Source organism: Pseudomonas sp. NBRC 111130 (assembly GCF_001320485.1).
GTDB classification, from domain to species: domain Bacteria; phylum Pseudomonadota; class Gammaproteobacteria; order Pseudomonadales; family Pseudomonadaceae; genus Aquipseudomonas; species Aquipseudomonas vlassakiae.
In genome coordinates, this window is the sequence record NZ_BCBG01000060.1 from 1 (window position 1) to 22,272 (window position 22,272).

Below are 22,272 nucleotides of genomic sequence, written 5' to 3' on the forward strand. Positions count from 1 at the left end.
GGCCGGAGCGAGGGAACCCCGGAGCGCAGCGCAGGGGCCGGATGATAGGAGCCAGCGTTTTTTGGTTACTTTTTGTCGCGTTTGACAAAAAGTGACCCGCCGTAAGGGCGGAAAGGTGACTGTGCGTCGCCATCGCAAATGAATGGATTCGGAATATTCAAAACCGTCGCAGTCGAGCTTTGGCTTTTGGCTTTTGGTTTTTTGCTTTTGGCTTTTGGCTTTTGGCTTTTGGCTTTCAGATCAGGTGCGCATTCATTTGCGATGGTGGCGCACAGTCACCTTTCCGCCCTTACGGCGGGTTACTTTGGTCTTGGCCAAAGTAACCAAAGCCGCCCGCTCCCATCATCCGGCCCCTGCGCTACGCTCCGGGGTCCCCTCACTCCGGCCTTGCTCCCGGGAGGACCGCGCTGCAGGCCCCATCCTGGGGCCCAGCGCTTGACGGGCATCCATGCCCGTCACCTCCCTCCGCAAGACCTCCGTTCGGCCTCCTGAAGTCGCAATTTGCGTCGCCTGAACTATCGCGCGCTTAGAAGCCAAAGCAAAAGCAGAGCAAGAGCAAGAGCAAGAGCAAGAGCAAGAGCAAGAGCAAGAGCAACAGCAACAGCAACAGCAACAGCAACAGCAACAGCAACAGCAACAGCAACAGCAACAGCAACAGCAGCGTTACTGCCTCAATGGCCCGCCGAAGCCGGCCCCGCCTTCGCCGTAAACGGTGGCTTGGCCAACCACACCAGCAGGATCAACCCGGCAAACACCCAGGTCATCAAAGTGAAGTAATCCACCGTCGACATCATGTACGCCTGCGCATTGACGATCTGCTCCAACTGCGCATAGTGCTGCGCACTCGCCCCGCCCATCTGCTCCAGTGTATGCCGCGTCGCCGGATCGAACTGGCTGATATGCTCACTCAGGTACGCATGATGCTGATCCGCCCGACGAATCCAGATCCACGTCGTCAACGAAGCCGCAAAGCTCCCCCCCAACGTGCGCAGGAAGGTCGCCAGCCCCGAGCCATCGGCAATCTGATGCGGCGGCAGGTCCGACAGCAGAATGCTCAATGTCGGCATGAAGAACAGCGCCACACCAATCCCCATGAACAACTGCACCAGGGCGATGTGCTGGAAGTCCACCTCGCTGGTGAACCCGGCACGCATGAAGCAACTGGTGCCGATCGCCAGGAACGCCAGCCCCGCCAGCACCCGCAGGTCGAAGCGGTGCGCGTACTTGCCCACGAACGGCGACATGATCACCGGCAGCAAACCGATCGGCGCCACCGCCAGCCCCGCCCAGGTGGCGGTATAGCCCATCTGCGTCTGCAACCACTGCGGCAGGATCAGGTTGATGCCGAAGAACCCCGCATAACCACCAACCAGCACGATGGTGCCGACCCGGAAATTGCGATGCACGAACAGCCGCAGGTTGACCACCGGGTGGCGGTCGGTGAGCTCCCAGATGATGAAGATCGCCAGGAACACCACCGAAATCAGTGTGCCGACGATGATGAACGACGACTCGAACCAGTCCAGGTCATTGCCCTTGTCCAGCACCACCTGCAACGCACCGACGCCGACGATCAGCGTCAGCAGGCCGATGTGGTCCATCGGCTGGTGGCTGGTGACCACCGGCCGCGTGCGCATCTGCTGGCGCACCACGGCAGCGGCGAACAAGCCGATCGGCACGTTGATGAAGAAGATCCACGGCCAGCTGTAACTGTCGGTGATCCAGCCACCCAGTATCGGCCCGGCAATCGGCGCCACCACCGTGACCATCGCCAGTAACGCCAACGCCATGCCCCGTTTCGCCGGCGGGTAAACGGCAATCAGCAAGGTCTGGGTCATCGGGTACAACGGCCCGGCCACCACACCCTGCAAGACACGAAAGCCCACCAGTTCCGGCATCGACTGCGCGATGCCACAGAGGAACGACGCCAACACGAACAGCAGCGTGGCCCAGATGAACAGCTTCACCTCACCAAAGCGCCGGCTCAGCCAGCCAGTCAGCGGCAAGGCAATGGCGTTGCTCACCGCAAACGAAGTGATCACCCAGGTGCCCTGCTCGTAGCTCACCCCCAGGTTGCCGGAAATGGTCGGCAGCGCCACGTTGGCGATGGTGGTGTCGAGCACCTGCATGAAGGTCGCCAGCGACAGGCCGATGGTGGTCAGTAGCAGGCTCGGCGGGGTGAACTGCGCCGGGGCGTTGTTGCTCATCGCTGGGCCGTCTTGCCGGTGGCGCTGTTCTCGTGGATCAGCCGGGCGATCAGGTCATCGGCCTCGACCAGCTGGCGGTCATACACCTGGGTGGTGTAGCTGGCCTGCTGCGGTGGCTGCTGGGCCAGGGTCGGGCCGCTCTGGTCGTGCAGGTCGACCTCGACCACGGTGGACAGGCCGATGCGCAGCGGGTGGTCCTTGAGCTGGTCGGGGCTGAGGTGAATACGTACCGGCACCCGCTGGACAATCTTGATCCAGTTGCCGGTGGCGTTCTGCGCCGGCAGCAGGGCGAAGGCGCTGCCGGTACCCGCGCCGAGGCTGTCGACCGTGCCGCTGTACTTGACTTCGCTGCCGTACAGGTCGGCGCTGACTTCCACCGGCTGGCCGATGCGCATGTCGCGCAGCTGGGTTTCCTTGAAGTTGGCGTCGATCCACACCTCGTTCAGCGGGATCACCGCCATGGTCGCGGTGCCGGGCTGCAGGCGCTGGCCAAGCTGCACGGTACGCTTGGCAACATAGCCGGTCACCGGCGCCACCAAGGTGGTGCGCGCGTGGTCGAGGTAGGCCTGGCGCAGATCGGCCGCGGCCGCCATCACCTCAGGGTGCGAGGACACCACGGTGTCGTCGACCAGCGCGGTGCTGGTGTTGAGCTGCTGGCGTGCGCTGTTGACGGCGGCCTGGGCTACGGTCAGATCGTCCCGGGCATGGGAAATCTCTTCCGCGGCAATCGCGCCGCTGTCGGCCAGCACCTTGCGTCGGTTGTAGTTCTGCTGCGCCTTCTGCAGCTCGGCCTGGCGGGTTTCCAGCTGAGCCTTGAGCGAGTCGACGTTGCTGTACAGCCCGCGCACCTGGCGCACGCTGCGCGCCAGCTTGGCTTCGGCGGACTGCAGGGCCACTTCGCTGTCGGACGGGTCGAACTGCAACAGCACCTGGCCGGCATGCACCAGGTCGCCGTCATCGGCGCCGATGCTGGTGACAGTGCCGGTCACCAGCGGCGTGATCTCCACCACGTTGCCGTTGACGTAGGCGTCATCAGTGCTTTCGTGCCAGCGCCCGATCAGGCTGTACCAAGCCCAGGTGCCGGCGCCGGCGAGCAGTACCAGCAACAGCAGGCCAAGCAGCCAGGCCTTGCGCTTGCCCGACGCTGGCGCGTCGGCGGAGGGAGTTGTGGTGTCTGTGGGAGTGGCCATGACAATACCTTGGAAAATGCGTAACAGGGATCAACGATCGCCGAAGCGGCGGATCGTCAGAGGGTCGCCGGCACCTAACAGCACCTTGGCCAGCAGACCTTCGAGAGACTTCAGTTCGTCCGGCTGCAACACGCCGACCAGTTCGTTCATCGCCGCCGCGCCGATCTCCGGCAGGCGGTCGGCCAGGCGCTGGCCATCGGCGGTCAGCCCCAGGCGCACCTGGCGCCGGTCATCAGGACAGCGGTTGCGCAAGATCAGGCCCTTCTGCTCGAGGCGGTCGAGCATGCGGGTCATCGAACCGCTGTCCAGGCCGAGGTAGCGGCACAGTTCGGCCGGGGTATCCACCTCGTACTGGGTGACAATGATCAACACCTTGAACTGTGCGGCGGTGACGCCTTCCGATTCGAGGTGCCAGTCGAGAATGCGGTCCTTGAGGATCGCCGCCCGGCCCAGCAGCATGCCGATGGCGCAGGTCTGGAAGTTTTCCGGGGTGAAATGAGGCATCGGGGTCTGCTCGGGGAATTGTTTAAAAATATTACTGCCTAGGCAGTGAATGTCAAAGCTTTGATTAGGCTGCTATGCAAATATTCATGAAACAGCCGTTGTCGACGACGATGCAGCGGGCACGCAAGCCGTTTGCCGCGAAGCGTTCTCAAACGCCGGAAATCCCTTGCTCAACCGACGAAAAACACACATAACTGATAGTCATTCGCCATTACCTCGGTTCTCCGGAACCCCTGTGCAGGGGTAGAATGCGCAAAACCCGGAGCCATGATGAACCAAGACCGCCTCAATCCCAGCCCAGACGATCCGATCACCGATGCCGCTGCGCACTGGTGCATGCGCCTGCACGCCGACGATTGCACCCTGGTCGAACGTGAGGCCTTCTCCCGCTGGCTGGCGGCCGACCCGCGTCATGCCGAGGAATACCAGGCGATGCTGGAAATCTGGCAAACCGCCGACCTGTTGCCGCGCACCGCCACGGTCATCGATTTCAACCTGCCCGCGCAGCACCTGCCACGGTCACGCAACTGGCGGCCACTGGCCTCGGCAGCAGCGCTGGCCCTGCTGGTATTGCCGCTGGCCGGCTGGGTGGGTTGGGAGCAAGGCTGGTTGCCCAACCACTACCAGCACTTCGAAGCGGGCAACCAGATGAAGACCGTGCAGTTGAGCGACGGCAGCATGGTCGAGCTCAATCTCCACACGGAACTTACCTACCTCAACTACAAGGACCAGCGTCAGGTCACCCTCAAGCGTGGCGAAGCTTTCTTCAAGGTGCAGCACGACAGCAGCCACCCGTTCATCGTCCGCGCCGGTGGCGGCCAGGCCCGCGTCACCGGTACCCAGTTCAACGTCTGGAAGTACCAGGACCAGGTCAAGGTCACGCTGGTGCAGGGTTCGGTGCTGGTCAGCAGCGCGGGCAGTGCTGGCGGCTACCGCCTTGGCCCTGGCATGCAGGCCAGCTACCACACGGGTGATTTCGAACCGCAACTGGCCGAGAACAGCGACTACGACAACAGCCTGGCCTGGCGCAACGGCAAGCTGGTGCTCGACAATCTGAGCCTGGAGCAGGCCCTGCCGGTGATCAACCGCTACCTTGACGCCCCGCTGCTGCTGGCCGACCCAGGCACCGGGCGCATCCGCATCAGCGGCATCTACAACACCGGCGAGGTCGAGCGGCTGGTGGACAACCTGCCCAAGGTGTTGCCGGTCTACCTGACCCGCAGCAAGGACGGCAGCACCGTCCTCAACAGCATTTCCCCACCACCCGACAAGGGCTGACGCCTTACAGCGTCATCGCCGCCAGCCAGCCGAACGCCAGCAGCGGCAGGTTGTAGTGAAGGAAGGTGGGGACCACCGTGTCCCAGATGTGATGGTGCTGGCCATCCACATTCAGCCCGGAGGTCGGGCCAAGGGTCGAATCCGACGCTGGCGAGCCGGCATCGCCCAGGGCACCTGCGGTGCCGACGATGCATACCGTGGCCAATGGATCGAAGCCCAGCTGCACGCACAGCGGCACAAAGATCGCAGCCAGGATCGGCACCGTCGAGAACGACGAGCCGATGCCCATGGTCACCAGCAACCCCACCAGCAACATCAGCAAGGCGCCAATGCCCTTACTGTGGTCGACCCACTGCGCTGCGGCCTCGACCAGGCTTTTGACCTCGCCGGTGGCCTTCATCACATCGGCAAACCCGGACGCGGCGATCATGATGAAACCGATCATGGCCATCATCTTCATGCCCTCGGTAAACAGGTCGTCGGTGTCCTTCCAGCGCACGATCCCCGACAGCGAAAAGATCAGGAAGCCCACCATGGCGCCGATGATCATCGAGTCCAGCCACAGTTGCACGACGAATGCCGCAGCGATCGCCAGCCCCGCCACCAGCAGGGTGAGCGGGTTGTACTGCACGCTGACCTGCTCGACCTGCTCGATGCGCGCCAGGTCGTAGTCGCGCTTCTTGCGGTAGCTGATGAACACCGCCAGCAGCAAGCCGGCCAACATGCCTGCGGCCGGGATGGCCATGGCATGGGTGACGTTGACCCCGCTGACATCGACCCCAGCCCTGGCGACGTTGGCCAGCAGGATCTCGTTGAGGAAGATGTTGCCGAAGCCCACCGGCAGGAACATGTACGGCGTGATCAGGCCAAAGGTGATGACACAGGCGATCAGCCGACGGTCGATGCGCAGGCGCGTCAGCACATACAGCAGTGGCGGCACCAGCAGCGGGATGAAAGCGATGTGGATGGGCAGGATGTTCTGCGACGACACCGCCACCACCAGCATCAGGCCGATCAGCAGCCATTTGACCTTGCCGCCATTGGCATGGCCCTGGCGGTCGATCATGTTCAGCGCGCGGTCGGCCAGGGCATGTGCCAGGCCAGACTTGGCAATAGCCACGGCGAAGGCGCCGAGCAACGCGTAGGACAGCGCCACCGTGGCGCCGCCGCCGAGGCCACCGTTGAAGGCCTTGAGCGTGCCTTCGATGCCTAGCCCACCGACCAGGCCACCGGCCAGGGCGCCGATGATCAGGGCGATGACCACATGCACGCGGGACAGGCTGAGTATGAGCATGATGCCGACGGCGGCGATCACTGCGTTCATGGTTTGGGGTTCCTCATAGCGTCAGACAAAAAGCGCGCACTCTGAAGGACTGGGAGTTGGATGTCAAAAACGCCATAGGGCGGCGTATTTCGCTGCCATTTTAAATTGAATGTTTGAATAAAGAAAAAAGCGCCACGGCCGATACAGGGGGAGGCTCACAGGCGCCGAAAACCTCAAGCCAAACACCTCTGAGCCTCACCGCCAAACCCTTACTGCCAGAAAAAGGGACTCCCCATGCCTTTGCGACAACTTTCCATTCAGTGGAAGATCACCCTGCTCGCCGGTCTCTGCCTCGCCAGCATCGTCACCCTGCTCGTCGGCCTTTCGCTGTACCGCATGGACCACAGCTCGGACCTGGTCAAGGCCAGCAGCATGCATATGCTCACCGAGGCCGCGCAGTCGCGTATCGAGTCGCAAGGCGAGGTTCAGGCTCTGAACATTCGCCGCCAGTTCATGGACGCCTACCAGTACGGTGCGGGGTTCTCTCGCCAGGTATTGTTCTTGCGTGAACAGGCGGAAAAACGCTTCCTCGATGCGTTCGACCTGCGCGAAGACATGACCCGCCAAGTGCGCGCCGCGCTGCAGGCCAACCCCGACCTGCTCGGCCTGTCGCTGGTGTTCGAGCCCAACGCACTGGACAACAAGGACAGCCTGTTCGCCGGCAAAGCCGAGCTGGGCAGCAACGAAACCGGGCGCTTCGCCCTGTACTGGTCGCAGCCACGCGCCGGCCAGCTGACCGCCATGGCCCTGCCCGAGCACGACATGGCCAACACCGAGATCGGCCCCAGCGGCCAACCGGCCAACACCTGGTGGACCTGCCCGCGCAGCACCGGCAAGGTCTGCGTGGTAGAGCCGTACTTCTATGACATCGACGGTCAGCGCGTGCTGATGACCAGTATCGTCTTCCCGCTGGCGGTCAACGGCAAGATCATCGCCACCCTGTCCATCGACATCAACCTCAACAGCTTGCAGGCCTTGAGCCAGGACGCCAGCCGCAGCCTCTACGAGGGCCGCACCACGGTCGGTATCCTCAGCCCGGTCGGCCTGCTGGCCGGCTACAGCGCCGACGCCAGCAAGCTGGCCCAGCGCTTCGACCAGGTCGACCCGCGCCAGGGCGCCGAGCTGGTGCGAAAGCTGGCCACCGGCAAGCTGAACATCGTCCACGACCAGGCACGCCTTAAAGTGCTGGCCGCCTTCGAGCCGGTCCCCGGTGCTCAGCCCTGGGGCGTGCTGCTGGATGTGCCAGAAAGTGCCCTGACTGGCCCCGCCGAAGCACTCAAGCAAGAACTGGACATCCTGAACACCAGCGGTACCTTGCTCGAACTGGGCCTGGGCCTGGCCGCCGCGATCGCCGGCCTGCTGCTGGTCTGGCTGATGGCCCGGGGCGTGACCAAGCCGATCCTCGGCGTGGCCGCGATGCTCAAGGACATCGCCAGCGGTGAAGGCGACCTGACCCGCCGCCTGACCTACGACAAGCGCGACGAACTCGGCGAACTGGCCGGCTGGTTCAACCGTTTCCTCGACAAGCTGCAACCGACCATCGCCGAGGTGAAGCGCTCGGTGCAGGCCGCCCGTGGCACCGCCGACCAGTCGTCGGCCATCGCCAGCGAAACCAGCGCCGGCATGGAACAGCAGTACCGCCAGGTCGACCAGGTGGCCACTGCGTCCCATGAAATGAGCGCCACCGCCCAGGACGTCGCTCGCAGCGCCGCCCAGGCCGCGCAGGCTGCCCGCGAGGCCGACCAGGCCACCCGCGAGGGGCTGGCGGTGATCGACCGTACCACCACCAGCATCGATGCCCTGGCCGCCAACATGAGCGAAGCCATGGCCGAAGTCGAAGGCCTGGCGCAGAACAGCGAGAAAATCGGTTCGGTGCTGGAGGTGATCCGCTCGATCGCCGAGCAGACCAACCTGCTGGCGCTCAACGCCGCCATCGAAGCAGCCCGCGCCGGTGAAGCTGGCCGCGGCTTTGCCGTGGTCGCCGATGAAGTGCGCAACCTGGCCCAGCGCACCCAGGAGTCGGTGGAAGAAACCCGCCAGGTGATCGAGGCCCTGCAGACCGGCACCCGTGATGTGGTGGGCACCATGGACCAGAGCCACCGCCAGGCTCAAGGTGGCGTCGAGCAGGTTGGCCAGGCGGTCAGCGCACTGCAGCGCATCGGCCAGGCCGTCAGCGTGATCACCGACATGAACCTGCAGATCGCCTCGGCGGCCGAAGAACAAAGCGCAGTGGCCGAAGAGATCAACAGCAACGTGGCGACCATCCGCGATGTCACCGAATCGCTGTCGGGCCAGGCCAACGAGTCGGCGCGGGTCAGCCAGTCGCTGAACAGCCTGGCCAACCAGCAGCAGGCGCTGATGGACCAGTTCCGCGTCTAAAGGGCTAGCAGGCCGCTGCGCGGGGGCGCGCAGCGGTGCCCACTCCCGTCATCCCACCGCTCGTCACCAACCGCTGCGCTACGTGGCCGTGCGTCAGGCGTTACCGGAATGTCGGTGCGAGGCGCTTGCAGCCCCATCACGCAAACCTCCCTCCTGGGTGCCCGCCCCCCTCGTCTACACTTGCCCCAAACCCAAGGCGCGGCAAACCAAGAGGCCCTCATGAAGACAATCCCTGCGCTGTTGGCCGGCCTGCTACTCACCATCGGCCTGGCCAGCACCGACAGCGCCGCATCGGCAGAGCAAGCCAAACCCATCCACTTCGGCGCCATCGGCTGGGAAAGCGGCGCCCTGACCACGGAAATCCTGCGTCACATCGTCGAGCACGGCTACGGCTACCCCACCGACACCCTCCCCGGCAGCTCGGTGAGCATGGAGGTGGCACTGGCGCGCAACGACCTGCAGGTGATCGCCGAGGAATGGGCCGGGCGCAGCCCCGCCTGGGTCAAGGCCGAACAGGCCGGCCAGGTGTTCGCCCTGGGCGACACGGTGAAAAATGCCGAGGAAGGCTGGTGGGTACCGGCCTACGTGATCAAGGGTGACCCGGCCCGCAACCTCAAGCCTCTGGCCCCGGACCTGCGCAGCGTCGACGACCTCAAGCGCTACCCGCAGGTGTTCCGCGACCCCGAGCTGCCAGACAAAGGCCGTTTCCTCAACAGCCCCAGTGGCTGGACGTCCGAGACCGTCAACAGTCAGAAGCTCAAGGCCTATGGCCTGGATGGCCTTTACAACAACTTCCGCAGTGGCTCCGGCGCAGCGCTGGACGCCGAAATCAGCTCGGCCATCCGCCGCGGCCAGCCGGTACTGTTCTATTACTGGAGCCCCACCGCGCTGATTGGGCGCTACGACCTGATGCGCCTGCAGGAACCGCCGTTCGATGCGAGCGCCTGGGCCACCCTGACCGATGCGAAAAACCCGAACCCGAAAGGCAGCCAGTCGTTGCCGGCGAAGCTGTCGATCGGTGTGTCCAAGGCCTTTCGCGATGGCTACCCGGACTTGGTAACGGTCTTCGAGAAGGTCGACCTGCCCATCGACGTCCTCAACAAGGCCCTGGCCGAGATGAACGAAAAGCGCCAGCCAGCAGCCGATGCCGCCAAGGCGTTCCTGCGCGCCAACCCGCAGGTGTGGAAGGCCTGGCTGCCCGCTGAGGTGGCCACCAAGGTCGAGGCGAGCCTGTGAGTGCTGGCTTTCCCGAAGCCCTGCAACTGTCTTTCGCCGACACCATCAACCGCTGGGTCGACTGGCTGGTGCTGCACTATGGCGACCACCTGCGCAGTGTCTCCGACCAATTGCTGCAGCTGCTGGTCGGCCTGGAGAACCTGCTGCGCCTGATACCCTGGTGGCTGCTGCTGTTGCTGGTCGGCCTGCTCGCCTGGCATGCCAGCCGCAGCCTGCTGCGCAGCGTAGTGCTGGTCGCACTGTTGGCGTTCATCGGCATGCTCGGGCTGTGGGACAAACTGCTGCAGACCTTGGCATTGGTGCTGGTCAGTACCGGCCTGTGCGTACTGGTTGGCGTGCCCCTGGGCATTTTGCTGGCCACCCGTCCATTGGCCCGGCGCCTGCTGTTGCCGGTGCTGGACGTGATGCAGACGCTACCGGCCTTCGTCTATTTGATCCCAGTGCTGATGCTGTTTGGCCTGGGCAAGGTACCTGCGGTGTTCGCCACCTTGATCTATGCCTTGCCACCGCTGGTGCGGCTGACCGAGCTGGGCCTGAGCCAGATCGACCCTTCACTGCTGCAGGCCGCCCATGGCCTCGGTGCCGGCCGCTGGCAGCGGCTGCGGCGCATTGCCCTGCCGCTGGCGTTGCCGAGCATCATGGCCGGGCTCAACCAGTCGGTGATGATGGCCTTGTCGATGGTGGTGGTGGCCTCGATGATCGGTGCCCGGGGGCTTGGCGAGGATGTGTTGGCAGGCATCCAGACGCTCAATGTCGGCCAAGGCGTCGAAGCCGGGTTGGCCATCGTCGCGCTGGCGATGGTCATCGACCGGATCAGCCAGGCCTATGGGCGCAACGGCAAGTAATCGGCCACCCGCCATCCGCGATGGCTGCTGCGCCGCTCAATTGCATAAGAATATGAATTCTTATTCTTTTTTAACCACGCTCAATTTCGCTATAACGGTCCCAACTGTACAGCCGCCAACACCCGGCCAACTGTCTGCAGCGCAACACCCGATCAACACACAACGCCCACAAAGCAACAGCGGTAGCGTCTAAAGTTTCGCAACCTGTTGATCCATAAAGCATTGATAACTCGGCACGACGATTGCTCAAGCAAAGTCCCCCGCTCAACCAGAACCGGAGACCTGCCCATGAGCACCCCACTGAACGTCGTCGCCCTGTCTGGCGGTACCACCCGCCCCTCTCGCACCTTGGCCCTGACCGAGGCGATCCTCGCCGAACTCAGCCAGCACCTGCACATCAAGCCACACCTGATCGAATTGGGTGACATCGCCCGGCCGCTGGGTGCCGCCCTGTGGCGCAGCGAACTGCCCGACACCGTGGAGCAACAGCTGCGTCTGGTGGAAAAGGCCGACCTGCTGGTGGTTGCCGCGCCGGTCTACCGCGGCAGCTTCCCCGGCCACTTCAAGCACCTGTTCGACCTGATCGGCCAGGACGCCCTGGTCGACACGCCCGTGCTGCTTGCTGCGACCGGGGGCAGCGAACGCCACGCGCTGGTCCTCGACCACCAACTGCGCCCGCTGTTCAGCTTCCTGCAGGCCCTGACCCTGCCGATCGGCGTGTATGCCAGCCAGGCCGAGCTAGCCGACTACAAGGTTTCCAGCGAAGCCCTTGGGGCGCGCATACGCCTGGCCGCCGAGCGCGCCGTGCCGCTGTTCGGGGCCCATCACGCGCTGCGTGAAAGCGCCTGAGGAGCCGTCATGAATGCACCTTTGAATGCGGCCCGTCCGGCACTGGCGGTGGCGCGCGACCTGGCCTTGCAGTTCGCCCAGACCGCAGTGGAGCGCGACGAACGCGGTGGCACGCCGAAGGCCGAACGCGATGCCCTGCGCAGCAGCGGGTTACTGTCGCTGGTCATTCCCCAGTCCTTCGGCGGCCAGGGCGCGAGCTGGCATGACACCTTCGAGGTGGTGCGCGAGTTCGCCCGGGTCGACAGCTCGCTTGCGCATGTGTTCGGTTTTCACCACTTGATGCTGGCCACCGTGCGCCTGTTCTCGCGCCCGGAGCAGTGGCAACCCTGGTTCGAGCAGACCGCACGCAAGCACTGGTTCTGGGGCAACGCCCTCAACCCGCTGGACACCCGCACCGTGGTCAGGCACCTCGACGGCTGGTGCGAGTTCTCCGGCAAGAAGAGCTTCTGCTCCGGCGCCAGCGACTCGGAAATGCTGATCGCCTCGGCGGTGGACGAACGCGCCGGGGGCAAGCTGCTCATCGCAGCGATCCCCAGCGGGCGCACCGGCATCACCCTGCACAACGACTGGAGCAACATCGGCCAGCGCCAGACCGACAGCGGCAGCGCCACCTTCGAACGGGTACGCGTCGAACACGCCGAGCTGCTGCTCGACCCCGGGCCGTTGAGCACGCCGTTCGCCGCCCTGCGTCCGCTGATCGCCCAGCTGCATTTTGCCAACCTGTTCCTCGGCATCGCCGAAGGCGCCTTCGACGAGGCGCGCCAGTACAGCCTCAAGGAAAGCCGGCCGTGGTTCCGCTCCACTGCAGCCCGCAGCGCCGAAGACCCGTACGTGCTGCACCACTACGGCGAGTTCTGGGTGGGCCTTGAGAGCGTGCGCCTGCTGATCGCCCGCGCCGCCCGCCAGCTCGATAGCGCCTGGGCCAAGGAGCAGGCGCTGAGCGCCGAGGAACGCGGCGACCTGGCACTGGCAATCGGCACTGCCAAAGTCGCGGCCACGCGCCACGGCCTGGACATCTGCAACCGCCTGTTCGAGGTGACCGGCGCACGCGCCACCCACGCCTCGCTGCGTTTCGACCGCCACTGGCGCAATCTGAGGACGCAAACCCTGCACGACCCGGTGGATTACCGCATCCACGAGCTCGGCGAGTGGGCCCTGTGCGGCAAGCGCCCCGCTCCATCCTTCTATTCCTAAGGATCGCTCATGCAACTGCTGACCCTCCCCCCGTCACCGACACTGGCTACCTCGATCAGGGCGACCGCACAGGTCTTCGAAGACCCCAGGTCGCAGGCGCTGCTCGCCCACCTGCAACAGGTCGCCCCCAGCGAGGCCAGCGTCCTGATCATTGGCGAAACCGGCACGGGCAAGGAGCTGGTCGCACGGCATATCCACAACCTCAGCGGCCGGCGCAACGGCCCGTTCATCGCGGTGAACTGCGGCGCATTCTCCGAGTCGCTGGTCGAAGCCGAGCTGTTCGGCCATGAAAAAGGTGCCTTTACCGGTGCCCTGGCAGCCAAGGCCGGCTGGTTCGAAGAGGCCAACGGCGGCACGCTGTTCCTCGACGAGATCGGTGACCTGCCGTTGCCGATCCAGGTCAAGCTGCTGCGCGTGTTGCAAGAGCGTGAAGTGGTGCGCCTGGGCTCGCGCAAGAGTATCCCGATCAATGTGCGGGTGCTGGCGGCGACCAACGTGCAACTGGAGAAGGCGATCAACGCCGGGCATTTCCGCGAAGACCTGTACTACCGGCTGAACGTGGTGACCCTGCAGTTGCACCCGCTGCGCGACCGGCCGGGGGACATCCTGCCACTGGCCCGGCACTTCATCAGAAGCTACAGCGAGCGGCTGGGCTACGGGCCGGTGGAGCTGAGCCCCAAAGCCCAGGCCAAGCTGGTCGAGTACAGCTGGCCAGGCAATATCCGCGAGCTGGAGAACGTCATCCACCACAGCCTGCTGACCTGCGGCGACGGCGTGGTGCAGGCGCAGGACTTGCGGCTGTCCAACCTGCGCCTGGAACGCCAGGAAGGAGAACCGGTCAACCCTGGCGTGGACGATCTGCTGCTGCAGGCGTTCAGCCGGTTGTATGAGGAACAGCCTGGCGATTTGTACGAGAAGGTCGAGAATGCCCTGCTGCGTTCGGCCTACCACTTCTGCCATTACAACCAGGTGCATACCGCGCAGTTGCTCGGGTTGTCGCGCAATGTCACGCGCACGCGGTTGATTGCCATTGGCGAACTGGTGGTGAACAAACGTCGGGCACAGCAGCCACAGGTGCTGGATAACCGGGTGGTGCGGTTATCCATCTGAGTATTCCTGTACTGGCCTCTTCGCGGGCACGCCCGCTCCCACAGGATCACCACAGCGCCGAGACTTGTGCAATTGCTATGGGAGCGGGCGTGCCCGCGAAGAGGCCGGAGCAGGCACCACAACCATCAGCCCGCCAATCGCCGGAACACTAACCCGGACGCCCCGCACACCCCGGCGCAAAGCAGCATCACCTTGGCAATGTCGGCCACCGACGTTTCACTGCGCCCGTCCAGCCCGGCCAACAGCCCCAGCATCACCCCGGCCAGGCTCACTGACATCGCCATGGTCAACTGCACCGACATGGCCGACAACGAACTGGCCGCCGCCGAGCGCTCACCTGGTACATCCTGATAGCTGGCAGCCCCCAAGGTCGAGAATTGCAGCGAGCGCACCAGTCCCGCCGCGAACAACACCACCGCCATCAACCACACCGCGGTGTCGCGATCGAAGCTGGCACACAGGGCAATTCCCGCAGCGCTGAGCACGGCGTTGCAACTGAGTACCTGTCGATAGCCGTAGCGCCGCACCAACGGCACAGCCAGCAGCTTCATCAACAGCGCCCCCACCCCACCGCTGACCACCAGCCATCCGGCGGCAAGCGGGCTCATGCCCAGGCAGTTCTGCAACAACAGCACGATCAGGAATGGCTGCGCCGCCGAGCCGAGGCGAAACAGCCCGCCACCGGCCTGGGCAACGCCAAAACTGCGCAGGCGCAACAGCGACAGATCGACCAGAGGATTGGGGTGCCGCCGGGCGTGCAGCAGATAACCCAAGGCACAGGCGACGCCACCCCCAACCAGCACCAGTGCCCAGGCCCATGGCAATTGCCCCAGCCCTAGCGACTCCAGGCCGAACACCAGCATGGCCAAGGCGCCACCACTGAGCAGCAGGCCGCGCCCGTCCAGCGCTGGCACCGGCCGTGCCGGGTAGTCCGGCACGTGGCGCAGGACCAGCCAGCAGCCGACCAGGCAGATCGGCAGGTTGACCAGGAAGATCCAGTGCCACGACAGCACCGTCACCAGCAACCCGCCGAGCAGTGGCCCGATCAAGGGCCCCACCAAGGCCGGCAAGGCCAGCCAGGACATGGCCTGCAGCAACTGTTCGCGGCTAGACCAGCGCAGGATGATCACCTGCCCCACCGGCGTCATCAACGCCCCCGCCGCCCCCTGCAGCATGCGCCCCAGGCACAGCTGCCAGAGCGTCTCGGCCAGGGCGCAGGCCAGCGAGGCGGCGGTGAACAAGCCCATCGCCAGCAACATCACCTGGCGTGGGCGAAAGCGTTCGGCAGCCCAGCCGCTGACCGGCACGCACAGGGCCAGGGCGAGCATGTACAGCGAAACCACCAGGTTCATGCGTAGCCCGGGTTCACCGAAGTCGGCGGCCATCTGCGGCAAGGCTGTCATCACCGCTGTGCTGTCGAGCAGCTCCATGAACAGCGCTGCGCCGATGATCACCGGCACCTTGGGGCTTTGCAGATGGCCGGCCAGCAAGGCCGGCTGGGCGGTCAAAACAGCCCCGACACAGGTGGTCGGGTACCTTTGAGCTGCCAGGCACCGACCACCGCCGCCTTCCACTGGCGCGGGTTGTGGTTGGCCACGGTGCGTGCGTTGCGCCAGTGGCGGTCAAGGTTGTGCTGGCGGCCGGTGGTCGAGGCCCCCCCGACATCGAACAGGGTTTCCGCCGCCTTGAGCGCCAGCTCGGCGACCAGGTACTGGGTTTGCGCCACCTCGATGGCGGCCTGCTCCACGGCCGCTTCGTCCAGCTGCGCGGCCCAGGCCCTGTCGATCGTCCCTGCGGCCTTGAGTACCAGCGCCTCGGCGCCATAGGCGCGGGCGGCAATGTCGCCGACCGACAATTCTACGTAGGGGTCATCCACCGAACGGTTGGCCGTGCTGTGCTTGATTGGCCGGGCATGCTCGCGGGCGAAGCGTGTGGCGTCATCCAGCGCGTTGCGGGCGATGCCGGCCAGCACAGTGCCGAGAAACAACTGCAGAAATGGCGTGACGACGGTGCGCTTGCCCTCCTCGACGGTGCGCGTGCGAATCTCGCTGGCCTCGACCCGCACATTGCGCAAATGCGTGGTACCGCTGGCGGTCAGGCGCTGGCCCATGGCATCGAAATCATCGACCAGCTCCAGGCCCTCGCGGTCACGCGGCAGGATGAACGACACCGGTTGTTCGTCCTCATCCAGCGCCACCGCACTGACATAGTCGGCGAACAATGCGCCGGTGCTGTAGAACTTGCTGCCGTTGGCGCGCCAGTGATCGCCCTCGCGGACCAGGCGTGCAGCAATGGAGCCATTGGCGCCGCCCAGTTCCCAGCCGGCATTGCCGATCACGGCGCCTTGCAGGTATCGGGCAAACCAGCGCTCGCGCTCCTGCTCGGCACCCTCGCCCCGGGCGGCCAGCAGGCCTTCGACAAAGGCAAAGCCCGGCCGCAGGGCCTGGGCGACGTTGGAGTCGACCGAGGCGATCTGCAGCAGCAGTTCGATCACATCGCTCACGGTACCGCCGGGGCCACCGTACTGGGTCGGGATACGTACGGTGTAGAGCCCGGCTGCCGCGAGTTGGGCGATGGCGTCATGGGGCAGCTGGCGTTCGCGCTCGCGTTCTGCGGCGCCCGTGCCAATGGTGGGCAACAAGGCAATGATGCGGGCTTTGAGCTGCGCCACATCGGTCGCCGGCGGCAGGGTTGGAAAACGTTGGAAAGTGCTCACGGTTCAGTCCTTCTCTAACAACATTCATGTCCCTGTGGCAGCGGGCTTGCCCGCGAAGCATTCGACGCAGTGCATGGCACCGGCTTCGCCGGTGTTCGCGGGCAAGCCCGCTCCCACAGGGGTCAAGTGTTCTGGCAGGAACTCGCAGATCAGATCGCGATTTTCCAGAGGCGGGTCTCGTCGAACAGGTCAAAGGCCTCGTGTTCGAGGTCCAGCGGCGGCACCACCAGATCGGCGCCGCTGCCAGGCAGGCGCGGTACTGCGCCGAGCAACCGTTGGGTGTATGCGTGGGCCGGGCGCTCGAACAACACTTCGACCGGCGCCTGCTCCACCACCTGGCCATGGCGCATCACCAGCACGTCGTCGCTGACATGGCGGATCACCCCCAGGTCATGGGAGATGAACAGGTAGGCCAGGCCCAGTTCATCCTGCAGGTCGGCCAGCAGGTCGAGCACCTGTGCCTGCACCGACACATCCAGCGCCGACACCGGTTCGTCGCAGATGATCACTTTCGGCTCACTGGCGATTGCCCGGGCGATCGCCACCCGTTGGCGCTGGCCGCCGGACAGCTGCAAAGGCCGGCGCTGGGCAAGCTCTGCCGGCAGGCGCACCTGGTCGAGCAGCACGGCAATGCGCGCCGGGCGGGCCGCCGCTTCGATACCGGCCACCTGCAAGGCATCGTCGAGAATCTGCGCCACGTTCCAGCGCGGATCGAACGAACCCAGCGGGTCCTGGTAGATCACGCTGATGTCGCGGCGCAATGGCCGGCGCACGGCTTCGCTCACGGCATTGGCCGGGCGGTTCCACGGCTGGCCGCGATACAGCACCTCGCCCTGGTCGGGTTGCAACAGACCAAGGGCGATGCGTGCCACGGTGGTCTTGCCCGAACCGGATTCGCCAACAATGCCCAAGGTGCGCCCGGCGCGCAGGGTTAAGTCGACGCCCTGCACCACTTGGCGCAACAGGCCGTCCGGGCCGAGGTAGTGCTTGCCCAGGCCACGGCCTTCGAGCAGCACGTCGCGGTGCGCACGTGGCCGTGGCTCGCGGCGCACACCCGCGCGCTCCGGCGACAGCCGGCTACCACGCGGATGCTCGGCCGGCACCGCCGCCAGCAAGGCCTGGGTGTACGGATGCCGAGGCTGACGCAACACCTGCTGCATCGGCCCCTGCTCCACCACCTCGCCATGGCGCAGCACCACCACCTCGTCGGCCAGTTGCGCGACCACCGCCAGGTCATGGCTGATGATCAACAGCGAGGCGCCGCGCGCCTTGATCTGCTGGAATACCTCGAGAATCTGCGCCTGCACCGTGGCGTCCAACGCGGTGGTCGGCTCATCGGCGATCACCAGCGCAGGGTCCAGGGCCAGGGCACTGGCAATCAGCGCACGCTGGCGCAGGCCACCGGACAACTGCCCGGGGCGCTGACGGGCGCGCAACTCGACGTCGGGCACCCCGACCTGCTCAAGCAGCTCATGCACCCGTGCTGTACGCGACTGGCGGTCGCCGTACCCATGGGTCTGCAGCACTTCGAGAATTTCCTTGCCCACCGGCCGCAGGGGGTCGAGTGACACCAACGCATCCTGCAGCACGAAGCCGATGTCCTTGCCGCGTACCGCACGCCACTGACGTTCGCTCAGGCCGAGCAGATCATGCCCGCCAAAGCTCAACTGACGAGCGCTCACCTGAGCCTTGGTGCCGGCCAGGCCAACCAGGCTGCGGGCACTGACGCTCTTGCCTGAACCCGACTCGCCCACCAGCGCCACGCAGCGGCCCGGCGCCAAGGTAAAGGACAGGCCGCGCACCACACTGCGGCCCTCGAAAGCCACGTTCAGGCCTTCGACGATCAAGCTCTTGTCGCTCATGGCAGGCGGCCCTCCAGACGTTGTTGGATATAGCGGCCAGTCACCGTCGTGGCCAAGGTGGTGAGGACGATGAACAGGCCGGGGAAGAAGGTCAGCCACCAGGCGTTGGCGATGAAGTCGCGGCCCATGGACAACATGGTGCCCCACTCCGGCGCTGGCGGCCGGGCGCCCAAGCCCAGGAAGCTCAGCGCCGAGGCCCAGACGATGGCCTGGCCGACGCCCATGGTCAGCGTCACCACCAGTGGCCGCATCGCGTTGGGCAACAGCTGGCGCAGCACAATGCGTGAGGTCGGATGGCCCAACGCCCGCGCCGCCTCGATGTAACCGGCATTGCGCACCGCCAGCACCTGGCCACGGACCATGCGCGCATAGCCCGGCGCACCGCCCAGACCGGTGGCGACGATCAGCGGGCCGACGCCGCTGCCGAACACCGCCACGAACAGCAGCGCAAGCACCAGGCTAGGGAAGGCGAACAGCACTTCCAGCATCCAGCCCACCGCACGGTCCACCCGGGCGCCGCCAAGCCCCCCGAGCAGACCGAGGGCAATGGCGATGGCCATGGAGATGGCCGTGGCCGCCACGCCGATCAGCAGGCTCTGCCGCGCACCGTGGATAACCCGGGCAAAGATGTCGCGGCCCGATTGGTCGGTGCCCAGCCAGTGCGCCCAGCTTGGCGGCTGGAAAGCGTCACGCGGGACGATGGCGAGCGGGTCGACGCCGGTGAACAATCCCGGCACCAACGCAGCCAACACCAGGGCGAAGAGGAACAGGATCGCCAGGCTGGCACCCAGAGGTGGCAGCTGCAGCTGGCGTTGCCGACGCAACGGCGCAAGCGCTTGGTCAAGGGTCAGGTCTGTCATGCTGCGGCCTCCTGTTGCCGTGGGTCGATCCACTGGTACAGCAGGTCGACCAGAAGGTTCGCCAGTACATAGCCCGCCGCCACCACCAGGCTGACGCCGATCACCAGGGGCATGTCCTGGGCCTGCACCGCCTGGTACAGCTGACGGCCGATGCCCTTGCGCGAGAAGATCACCTCGCACACCACCGCGCCGCTGATCAGCGCACCGATGGCCCAGCCCGACAGCGAAACGCCCGGCAGCAAGGCATGGCGCAAGGCGTGGCGGAAACGCACGGCCAGGTCGCTAAGGCCCCGTGTGCGGGCAGTGAGCACGAAAGGTTGTTCGAGGGTCAGCTCAAGGGATTCGCGGGTAACCTGGGCAATGAACCCGGCCAACGGAATCGCCAGCGAGAACGCCGGCAGCACCAGGCTGGCGAAGCTGTCGCTGCCTGCGGGCGGGAACCAGCGCAAGCCGAAGGCGAACACCGCCAGCAGCACCACGCCGAGCCAGAAATGCGGCAAGGCGGCGCTGAGGGTTTCGGCCAGCGAGGCGATGCCGCCCACCAGCCTGCCCCGCCCGGCAGTGATCACCGTCAGCAGCAGGACCAGCAGCCAGGCCAGCGCCAACGCGGCGATGGTCAGTTCCAGTGTCGCCCCACCCTGCTCGGCCAGCACGCGGGTCACCGGCAGGTGCTGCGAGTACGACACGCCGAGGTCACCTTGCAGCAGGCGCCCGAGGTAAAAGAGGTACTGCACGGCCAGTGGCTGGTCGAGACCGAACTCCACGCGGGCGGCTTCGATCGCCTCCGGCGTCGGGTTGGCGCTGGGGCCACCGAGAATCGCCAGCACCGGGTCGCCCGGCATCAGGCGCAGGGCGAAGAAGGTCAGCGTCGCTACCGCCCACAACACCAGCGCACCACCGCCCAGGCGGATGGCGGCGCGCCGGCCCAGGGCGGCTAGGCGCTCGCGGCGCGGGTCGGTCACCGCCAGAGTCGTCGTAGTCATTTATTCACCCATGCGTCATAGAGGTAGGTCACCGCCAGTGAAGGCTCCAGGCGCACGCCGTGGGCGGTCTTGTAGATGCCCAGGCGTGTGCTTTGCGGGTAGGTGGTGAGTTGCAGGTACTGCGCGGCCGCCTGCTGCTGCGCCTTGAAGTAACGCTGGCGGCGCTGGCCGGCGTCTTGGGTGGCCAGGGCGCTGTCGAGCAGCGCGTCGTAGCCTGGGTCGGCGTAACCCGAGGAGTTCTGGTGATAGCCACCGACTCCGGCCGGCTGCACGAACGCAGTGGTGAAGATGATGCGCAGCACGTCCGGGGTGTTGGTATTCCAGTAGCCCGTGCGGATGTCGTAGTCCCAGGCGGCCTGGCGGGCGGTGACCTGGGCGTCGCTCATCTGATCGAGCACCAACTCCAGGCCGGCTTGACGGGTGGTAGCCTGCACCTGTTCCCACAAGGTCAGTTCCGAAGGTGGCGTACGGGCGCCGATCAGCACCACGGCGCGCAGGCGCTGGCCGTTCTTCGTGCGGTAACCCTCGCTGTCGCGTGCTGTCCAGCCGGCCTCGTCGAGCAGTTTGGCGGCACGGGCCGGGTCGTAGTCCTGGCTGTGTTCGAAGTCGCCGCTGTAGAACGGCGTGGCGATGCTTAGCGGGCCACCGGCGCGGGGGAACTCGCCGAAGTACACGCTCTTGAGCGCGCCTTCGACATCGGCGCTGCGCACGAAGGCTTCGCGCACGCGGATGTCGTCGAAGGGGGCGCGGCGCAGATTGAACGTGCCGTTGGTGGGGTTGCCCGGGCGCTGGGCGATGATCAGGTCCACATCGGGGTTGCGCCGCGCGGCTTCGTGGGACTCCGGCGGCAGCGCTTCGATCACGTCGACCTCACCGGCCTGCAATGAGGCGAAGCGCACCGACGGTTCCTGGATGAACTTCCAGACGATGCGTTCGAGGTAGGCCGGGCCTTGGTGCTGCGCGGTCGGCGGTGCCCAGTTGTAGTCCGGGTTGCGCACCAGCTCCACCTGGTTCTGCCGGTCCCAGCGCACCACCTTGAACGGCCCGCTGCCCACCGGGCTTTCGCAGTTCTGGTCGCGGCTGCGCAGCAGCGCGGTGGGCGACTGGATGCCGAGAAAGCCCTGCGCCAACACTTCGAGGAAGGCCGCGTAGGGTGTGGCCAGCGTCACCTCGGCAGTGTAGGGATCGATGACCTTCGTGCCCCGGTACTGGCGGATATAGCCACCGGCAGTGCTGGACTGGGTCTTGGGGTTGGCCATGTGGTCGAGGTTGGCCTTGACCGCTTCGGCATTGAAGGGGGTGCCGTCGGTGAAATGCACGTCGCGGCGCAGGTGGAAGGTGTAGCGCAGGCCGTCCGGGGAGACTTCCCAGCGTGTGGCGAGCCAGGGGCCGATCTGGCCTTGGCTGCCCATCGAGACCAGTGAATCGAGGTACTGCTGGGCGACGAACACCTGGGGCATGTCGCCGGCCACGTGCGGGTCGAGGCAGGTGGGTTCGCGGTCGGTGGCGTAGACCAGCGTGCCGCCCGGTTGCGGCGTGGTGGTTTGTGCGGTGTGTTGCTCGGCTTTTTCGCAGCCGAGCAAGGCCAGGGCTGTGCAGAGCGGGATCAGGGGGAGGATGGGGGTGTTCAAGGGCGCTCCTGCGGGGACTGGGCTTTGAAGGGCCTGTTGCAGGAGTTGTGCCGGGTTCAACGGGTTGATTTTGTTGGGGTTTGGCGGGGGTTGGGTGCTGGGGC

Annotated in this window: 17 protein-coding genes; 7 read left to right on the top strand and 10 right to left on the bottom strand. The window is 65.6% G+C overall.

Annotated elements, in window-relative coordinates; all coding sequences use genetic code 11:
- Positions 1-671 precede the first annotated feature (671 nt).
- From APH33_RS20905 to APH33_RS20915, 3 genes are read right to left on the bottom strand one after another with little or no spacing between them, the layout of a single operon-like run.
- Positions 672-2,207, bottom strand: a complete 1,536-nt coding sequence (locus APH33_RS20905; RefSeq protein ID WP_054886993.1) for a DHA2 family efflux MFS transporter permease subunit — start codon at positions 2,205-2,207, stop codon at positions 672-674.
- Positions 2,204-3,397, bottom strand: coding sequence for an HlyD family efflux transporter periplasmic adaptor subunit (locus APH33_RS20910; protein WP_054886994.1), 1,194 nt, complete (start codon positions 3,395-3,397; stop codon positions 2,204-2,206). The genes APH33_RS20905 and APH33_RS20910 overlap by 4 nt, the downstream gene beginning before the upstream one ends.
- A 30-nt stretch (positions 3,398-3,427) precedes the next feature.
- Positions 3,428-3,901 carry a MarR family winged helix-turn-helix transcriptional regulator gene (locus APH33_RS20915; RefSeq protein ID WP_054886995.1) on the bottom strand — a complete coding sequence of 158 codons (474 nt, stop codon included), beginning with the start codon at positions 3,899-3,901 and terminating at the stop codon, positions 3,428-3,430.
- Positions 3,902-4,171: 270 nt separating this feature from the next.
- Between APH33_RS20915 and APH33_RS20920 the strand changes: the two genes are divergently transcribed.
- Positions 4,172-5,179 (top strand): FecR family protein, encoded by a 1,008-nt coding sequence (locus tag APH33_RS20920; RefSeq protein WP_054886996.1) that lies wholly within the window; start codon positions 4,172-4,174, stop codon positions 5,177-5,179.
- A 4-nt stretch (positions 5,180-5,183) separates the two neighbouring features.
- Here the strand turns inward: APH33_RS20920 and APH33_RS20925 are convergent, their stop codons facing one another.
- On the bottom strand, positions 5,184-6,503 hold the full coding sequence (locus tag APH33_RS20925; RefSeq protein ID WP_054886997.1) for a Na+/H+ antiporter family protein: 1,320 nt from the start codon (positions 6,501-6,503) through the stop codon (positions 5,184-5,186).
- 234 nt (positions 6,504-6,737) lie between these two features.
- Between APH33_RS20925 and APH33_RS20930 the strand changes: the two genes are divergently transcribed.
- The 6 genes from APH33_RS20930 to sfnR all read left to right on the top strand — a co-directional run bounded on the left by APH33_RS20930 (position 6,738) and on the right by sfnR (position 14,116).
- The gene (locus APH33_RS20930; protein WP_054886998.1) at positions 6,738-8,882 is read left to right on the top strand and encodes a methyl-accepting chemotaxis protein; all 2,145 of its coding nucleotides are present in this window, start codon (positions 6,738-6,740) and stop codon (positions 8,880-8,882) included.
- A 219-nt stretch (positions 8,883-9,101) separates the two neighbouring features.
- Positions 9,102-10,118, top strand: coding sequence for an ABC transporter substrate-binding protein (locus tag APH33_RS20935; protein WP_054886999.1), 1,017 nt, complete (start codon positions 9,102-9,104; stop codon positions 10,116-10,118).
- A complete protein-coding gene (locus APH33_RS20940; RefSeq protein WP_054887000.1) occupies positions 10,115-10,963 on the top strand; it encodes a proline/glycine betaine ABC transporter permease in 849 nt (282 codons plus the stop codon). Before APH33_RS20935 ends, APH33_RS20940 begins: the two co-directional genes overlap by 4 nt.
- Before the next feature lie 288 nt (positions 10,964-11,251).
- Entirely contained in the window at positions 11,252-11,812 is a 561-nt protein-coding gene (gene msuE, locus APH33_RS20945) for an FMN reductase (RefSeq protein ID WP_054887001.1), read from the top strand.
- Positions 11,813-11,821: 9 nt separating this feature from the next.
- Positions 11,822-13,006, top strand: a complete 1,185-nt coding sequence (locus APH33_RS20950) for an acyl-CoA dehydrogenase family protein (RefSeq protein WP_054887002.1) — start codon at positions 11,822-11,824, stop codon at positions 13,004-13,006.
- A gap of 9 nt (positions 13,007-13,015) precedes the next feature.
- Positions 13,016-14,116 (top strand): sigma54-dependent transcriptional activator SfnR, encoded by a 1,101-nt coding sequence (gene sfnR, locus APH33_RS20955; protein ID WP_054887003.1) that lies wholly within the window; start codon positions 13,016-13,018, stop codon positions 14,114-14,116.
- Positions 14,117-14,241: 125 nt separating this feature from the next.
- On the opposite strand, the gene APH33_RS20960 is transcribed toward sfnR, so the two are convergent.
- The 6 genes from APH33_RS20960 to APH33_RS20985 all read right to left on the bottom strand — a co-directional run bounded on the left by APH33_RS20960 (position 14,242) and on the right by APH33_RS20985 (position 22,126).
- The gene (locus APH33_RS20960) at positions 14,242-15,624 is read right to left on the bottom strand and encodes an MFS transporter (RefSeq protein WP_054887004.1); all 1,383 of its coding nucleotides are present in this window, start codon (positions 15,622-15,624) and stop codon (positions 14,242-14,244) included.
- Positions 15,621-16,832, bottom strand: coding sequence for an acyl-CoA dehydrogenase family protein (locus APH33_RS20965; RefSeq protein ID WP_054887005.1), 1,212 nt, complete (start codon positions 16,830-16,832; stop codon positions 15,621-15,623). The genes APH33_RS20960 and APH33_RS20965 overlap by 4 nt, the downstream gene beginning before the upstream one ends.
- Positions 16,833-16,981: 149 nt before the next feature.
- Positions 16,982-18,694, bottom strand: a complete 1,713-nt coding sequence (locus APH33_RS20970) for an ABC transporter ATP-binding protein (protein ID WP_054887006.1) — start codon at positions 18,692-18,694, stop codon at positions 16,982-16,984.
- Positions 18,691-19,554 (bottom strand): ABC transporter permease, encoded by an 864-nt coding sequence (locus APH33_RS20975; RefSeq protein WP_054887007.1) that lies wholly within the window; start codon positions 19,552-19,554, stop codon positions 18,691-18,693. Before APH33_RS20975 ends, APH33_RS20970 begins: the two co-directional genes overlap by 4 nt.
- The gene (locus APH33_RS20980) at positions 19,551-20,537 is read right to left on the bottom strand and encodes an ABC transporter permease (protein ID WP_054887008.1); all 987 of its coding nucleotides are present in this window, start codon (positions 20,535-20,537) and stop codon (positions 19,551-19,553) included. The genes APH33_RS20975 and APH33_RS20980 overlap by 4 nt, the downstream gene beginning before the upstream one ends.
- Positions 20,534-22,126, bottom strand: a complete 1,593-nt coding sequence (locus APH33_RS20985; RefSeq protein ID WP_371263269.1) for an ABC transporter substrate-binding protein — start codon at positions 22,124-22,126, stop codon at positions 20,534-20,536. The genes APH33_RS20980 and APH33_RS20985 overlap by 4 nt, the downstream gene beginning before the upstream one ends.
- Positions 22,127-22,272: the final 146 nt, after the last annotated feature.

Bases quoted from the DNA above. Each gene is read 5' to 3' on its own strand.
- sfnR (WP_054887003.1), top strand. From the start codon at position 13,016: ATGCAACTGCTGACCCTCCCCCCGTCACCGACACTGGCTACCTCGATC.
- APH33_RS20970 (WP_054887006.1), bottom strand. From the start codon at position 18,694: ATGAGCGACAAGAGCTTGATCGTCGAAGGCCTGAACGTGGCTTTCGAG.
- APH33_RS20975 (WP_054887007.1), bottom strand. From the start codon at position 19,554: ATGACAGACCTGACCCTTGACCAAGCGCTTGCGCCGTTGCGTCGGCAA.
- APH33_RS20920 (WP_054886996.1), top strand. From the start codon at position 4,172: ATGAACCAAGACCGCCTCAATCCCAGCCCAGACGATCCGATCACCGAT.
- APH33_RS20915 (WP_054886995.1), bottom strand. From the start codon at position 3,901: ATGCCTCATTTCACCCCGGAAAACTTCCAGACCTGCGCCATCGGCATG.
- msuE (WP_054887001.1), top strand. From the start codon at position 11,252: ATGAGCACCCCACTGAACGTCGTCGCCCTGTCTGGCGGTACCACCCGC.
- APH33_RS20930 (WP_054886998.1), top strand. From the start codon at position 6,738: ATGCCTTTGCGACAACTTTCCATTCAGTGGAAGATCACCCTGCTCGCC.
- APH33_RS20925 (WP_054886997.1), bottom strand. From the start codon at position 6,503: ATGAACGCAGTGATCGCCGCCGTCGGCATCATGCTCATACTCAGCCTG.
- APH33_RS20950 (WP_054887002.1), top strand. From the start codon at position 11,822: ATGAATGCACCTTTGAATGCGGCCCGTCCGGCACTGGCGGTGGCGCGC.
- APH33_RS20935 (WP_054886999.1), top strand. From the start codon at position 9,102: ATGAAGACAATCCCTGCGCTGTTGGCCGGCCTGCTACTCACCATCGGC.
- APH33_RS20910 (WP_054886994.1), bottom strand. From the start codon at position 3,397: ATGGCCACTCCCACAGACACCACAACTCCCTCCGCCGACGCGCCAGCG.
- APH33_RS20905 (WP_054886993.1), bottom strand. From the start codon at position 2,207: ATGAGCAACAACGCCCCGGCGCAGTTCACCCCGCCGAGCCTGCTACTG.
- APH33_RS20980 (WP_054887008.1), bottom strand. From the start codon at position 20,537: ATGACTACGACGACTCTGGCGGTGACCGACCCGCGCCGCGAGCGCCTA.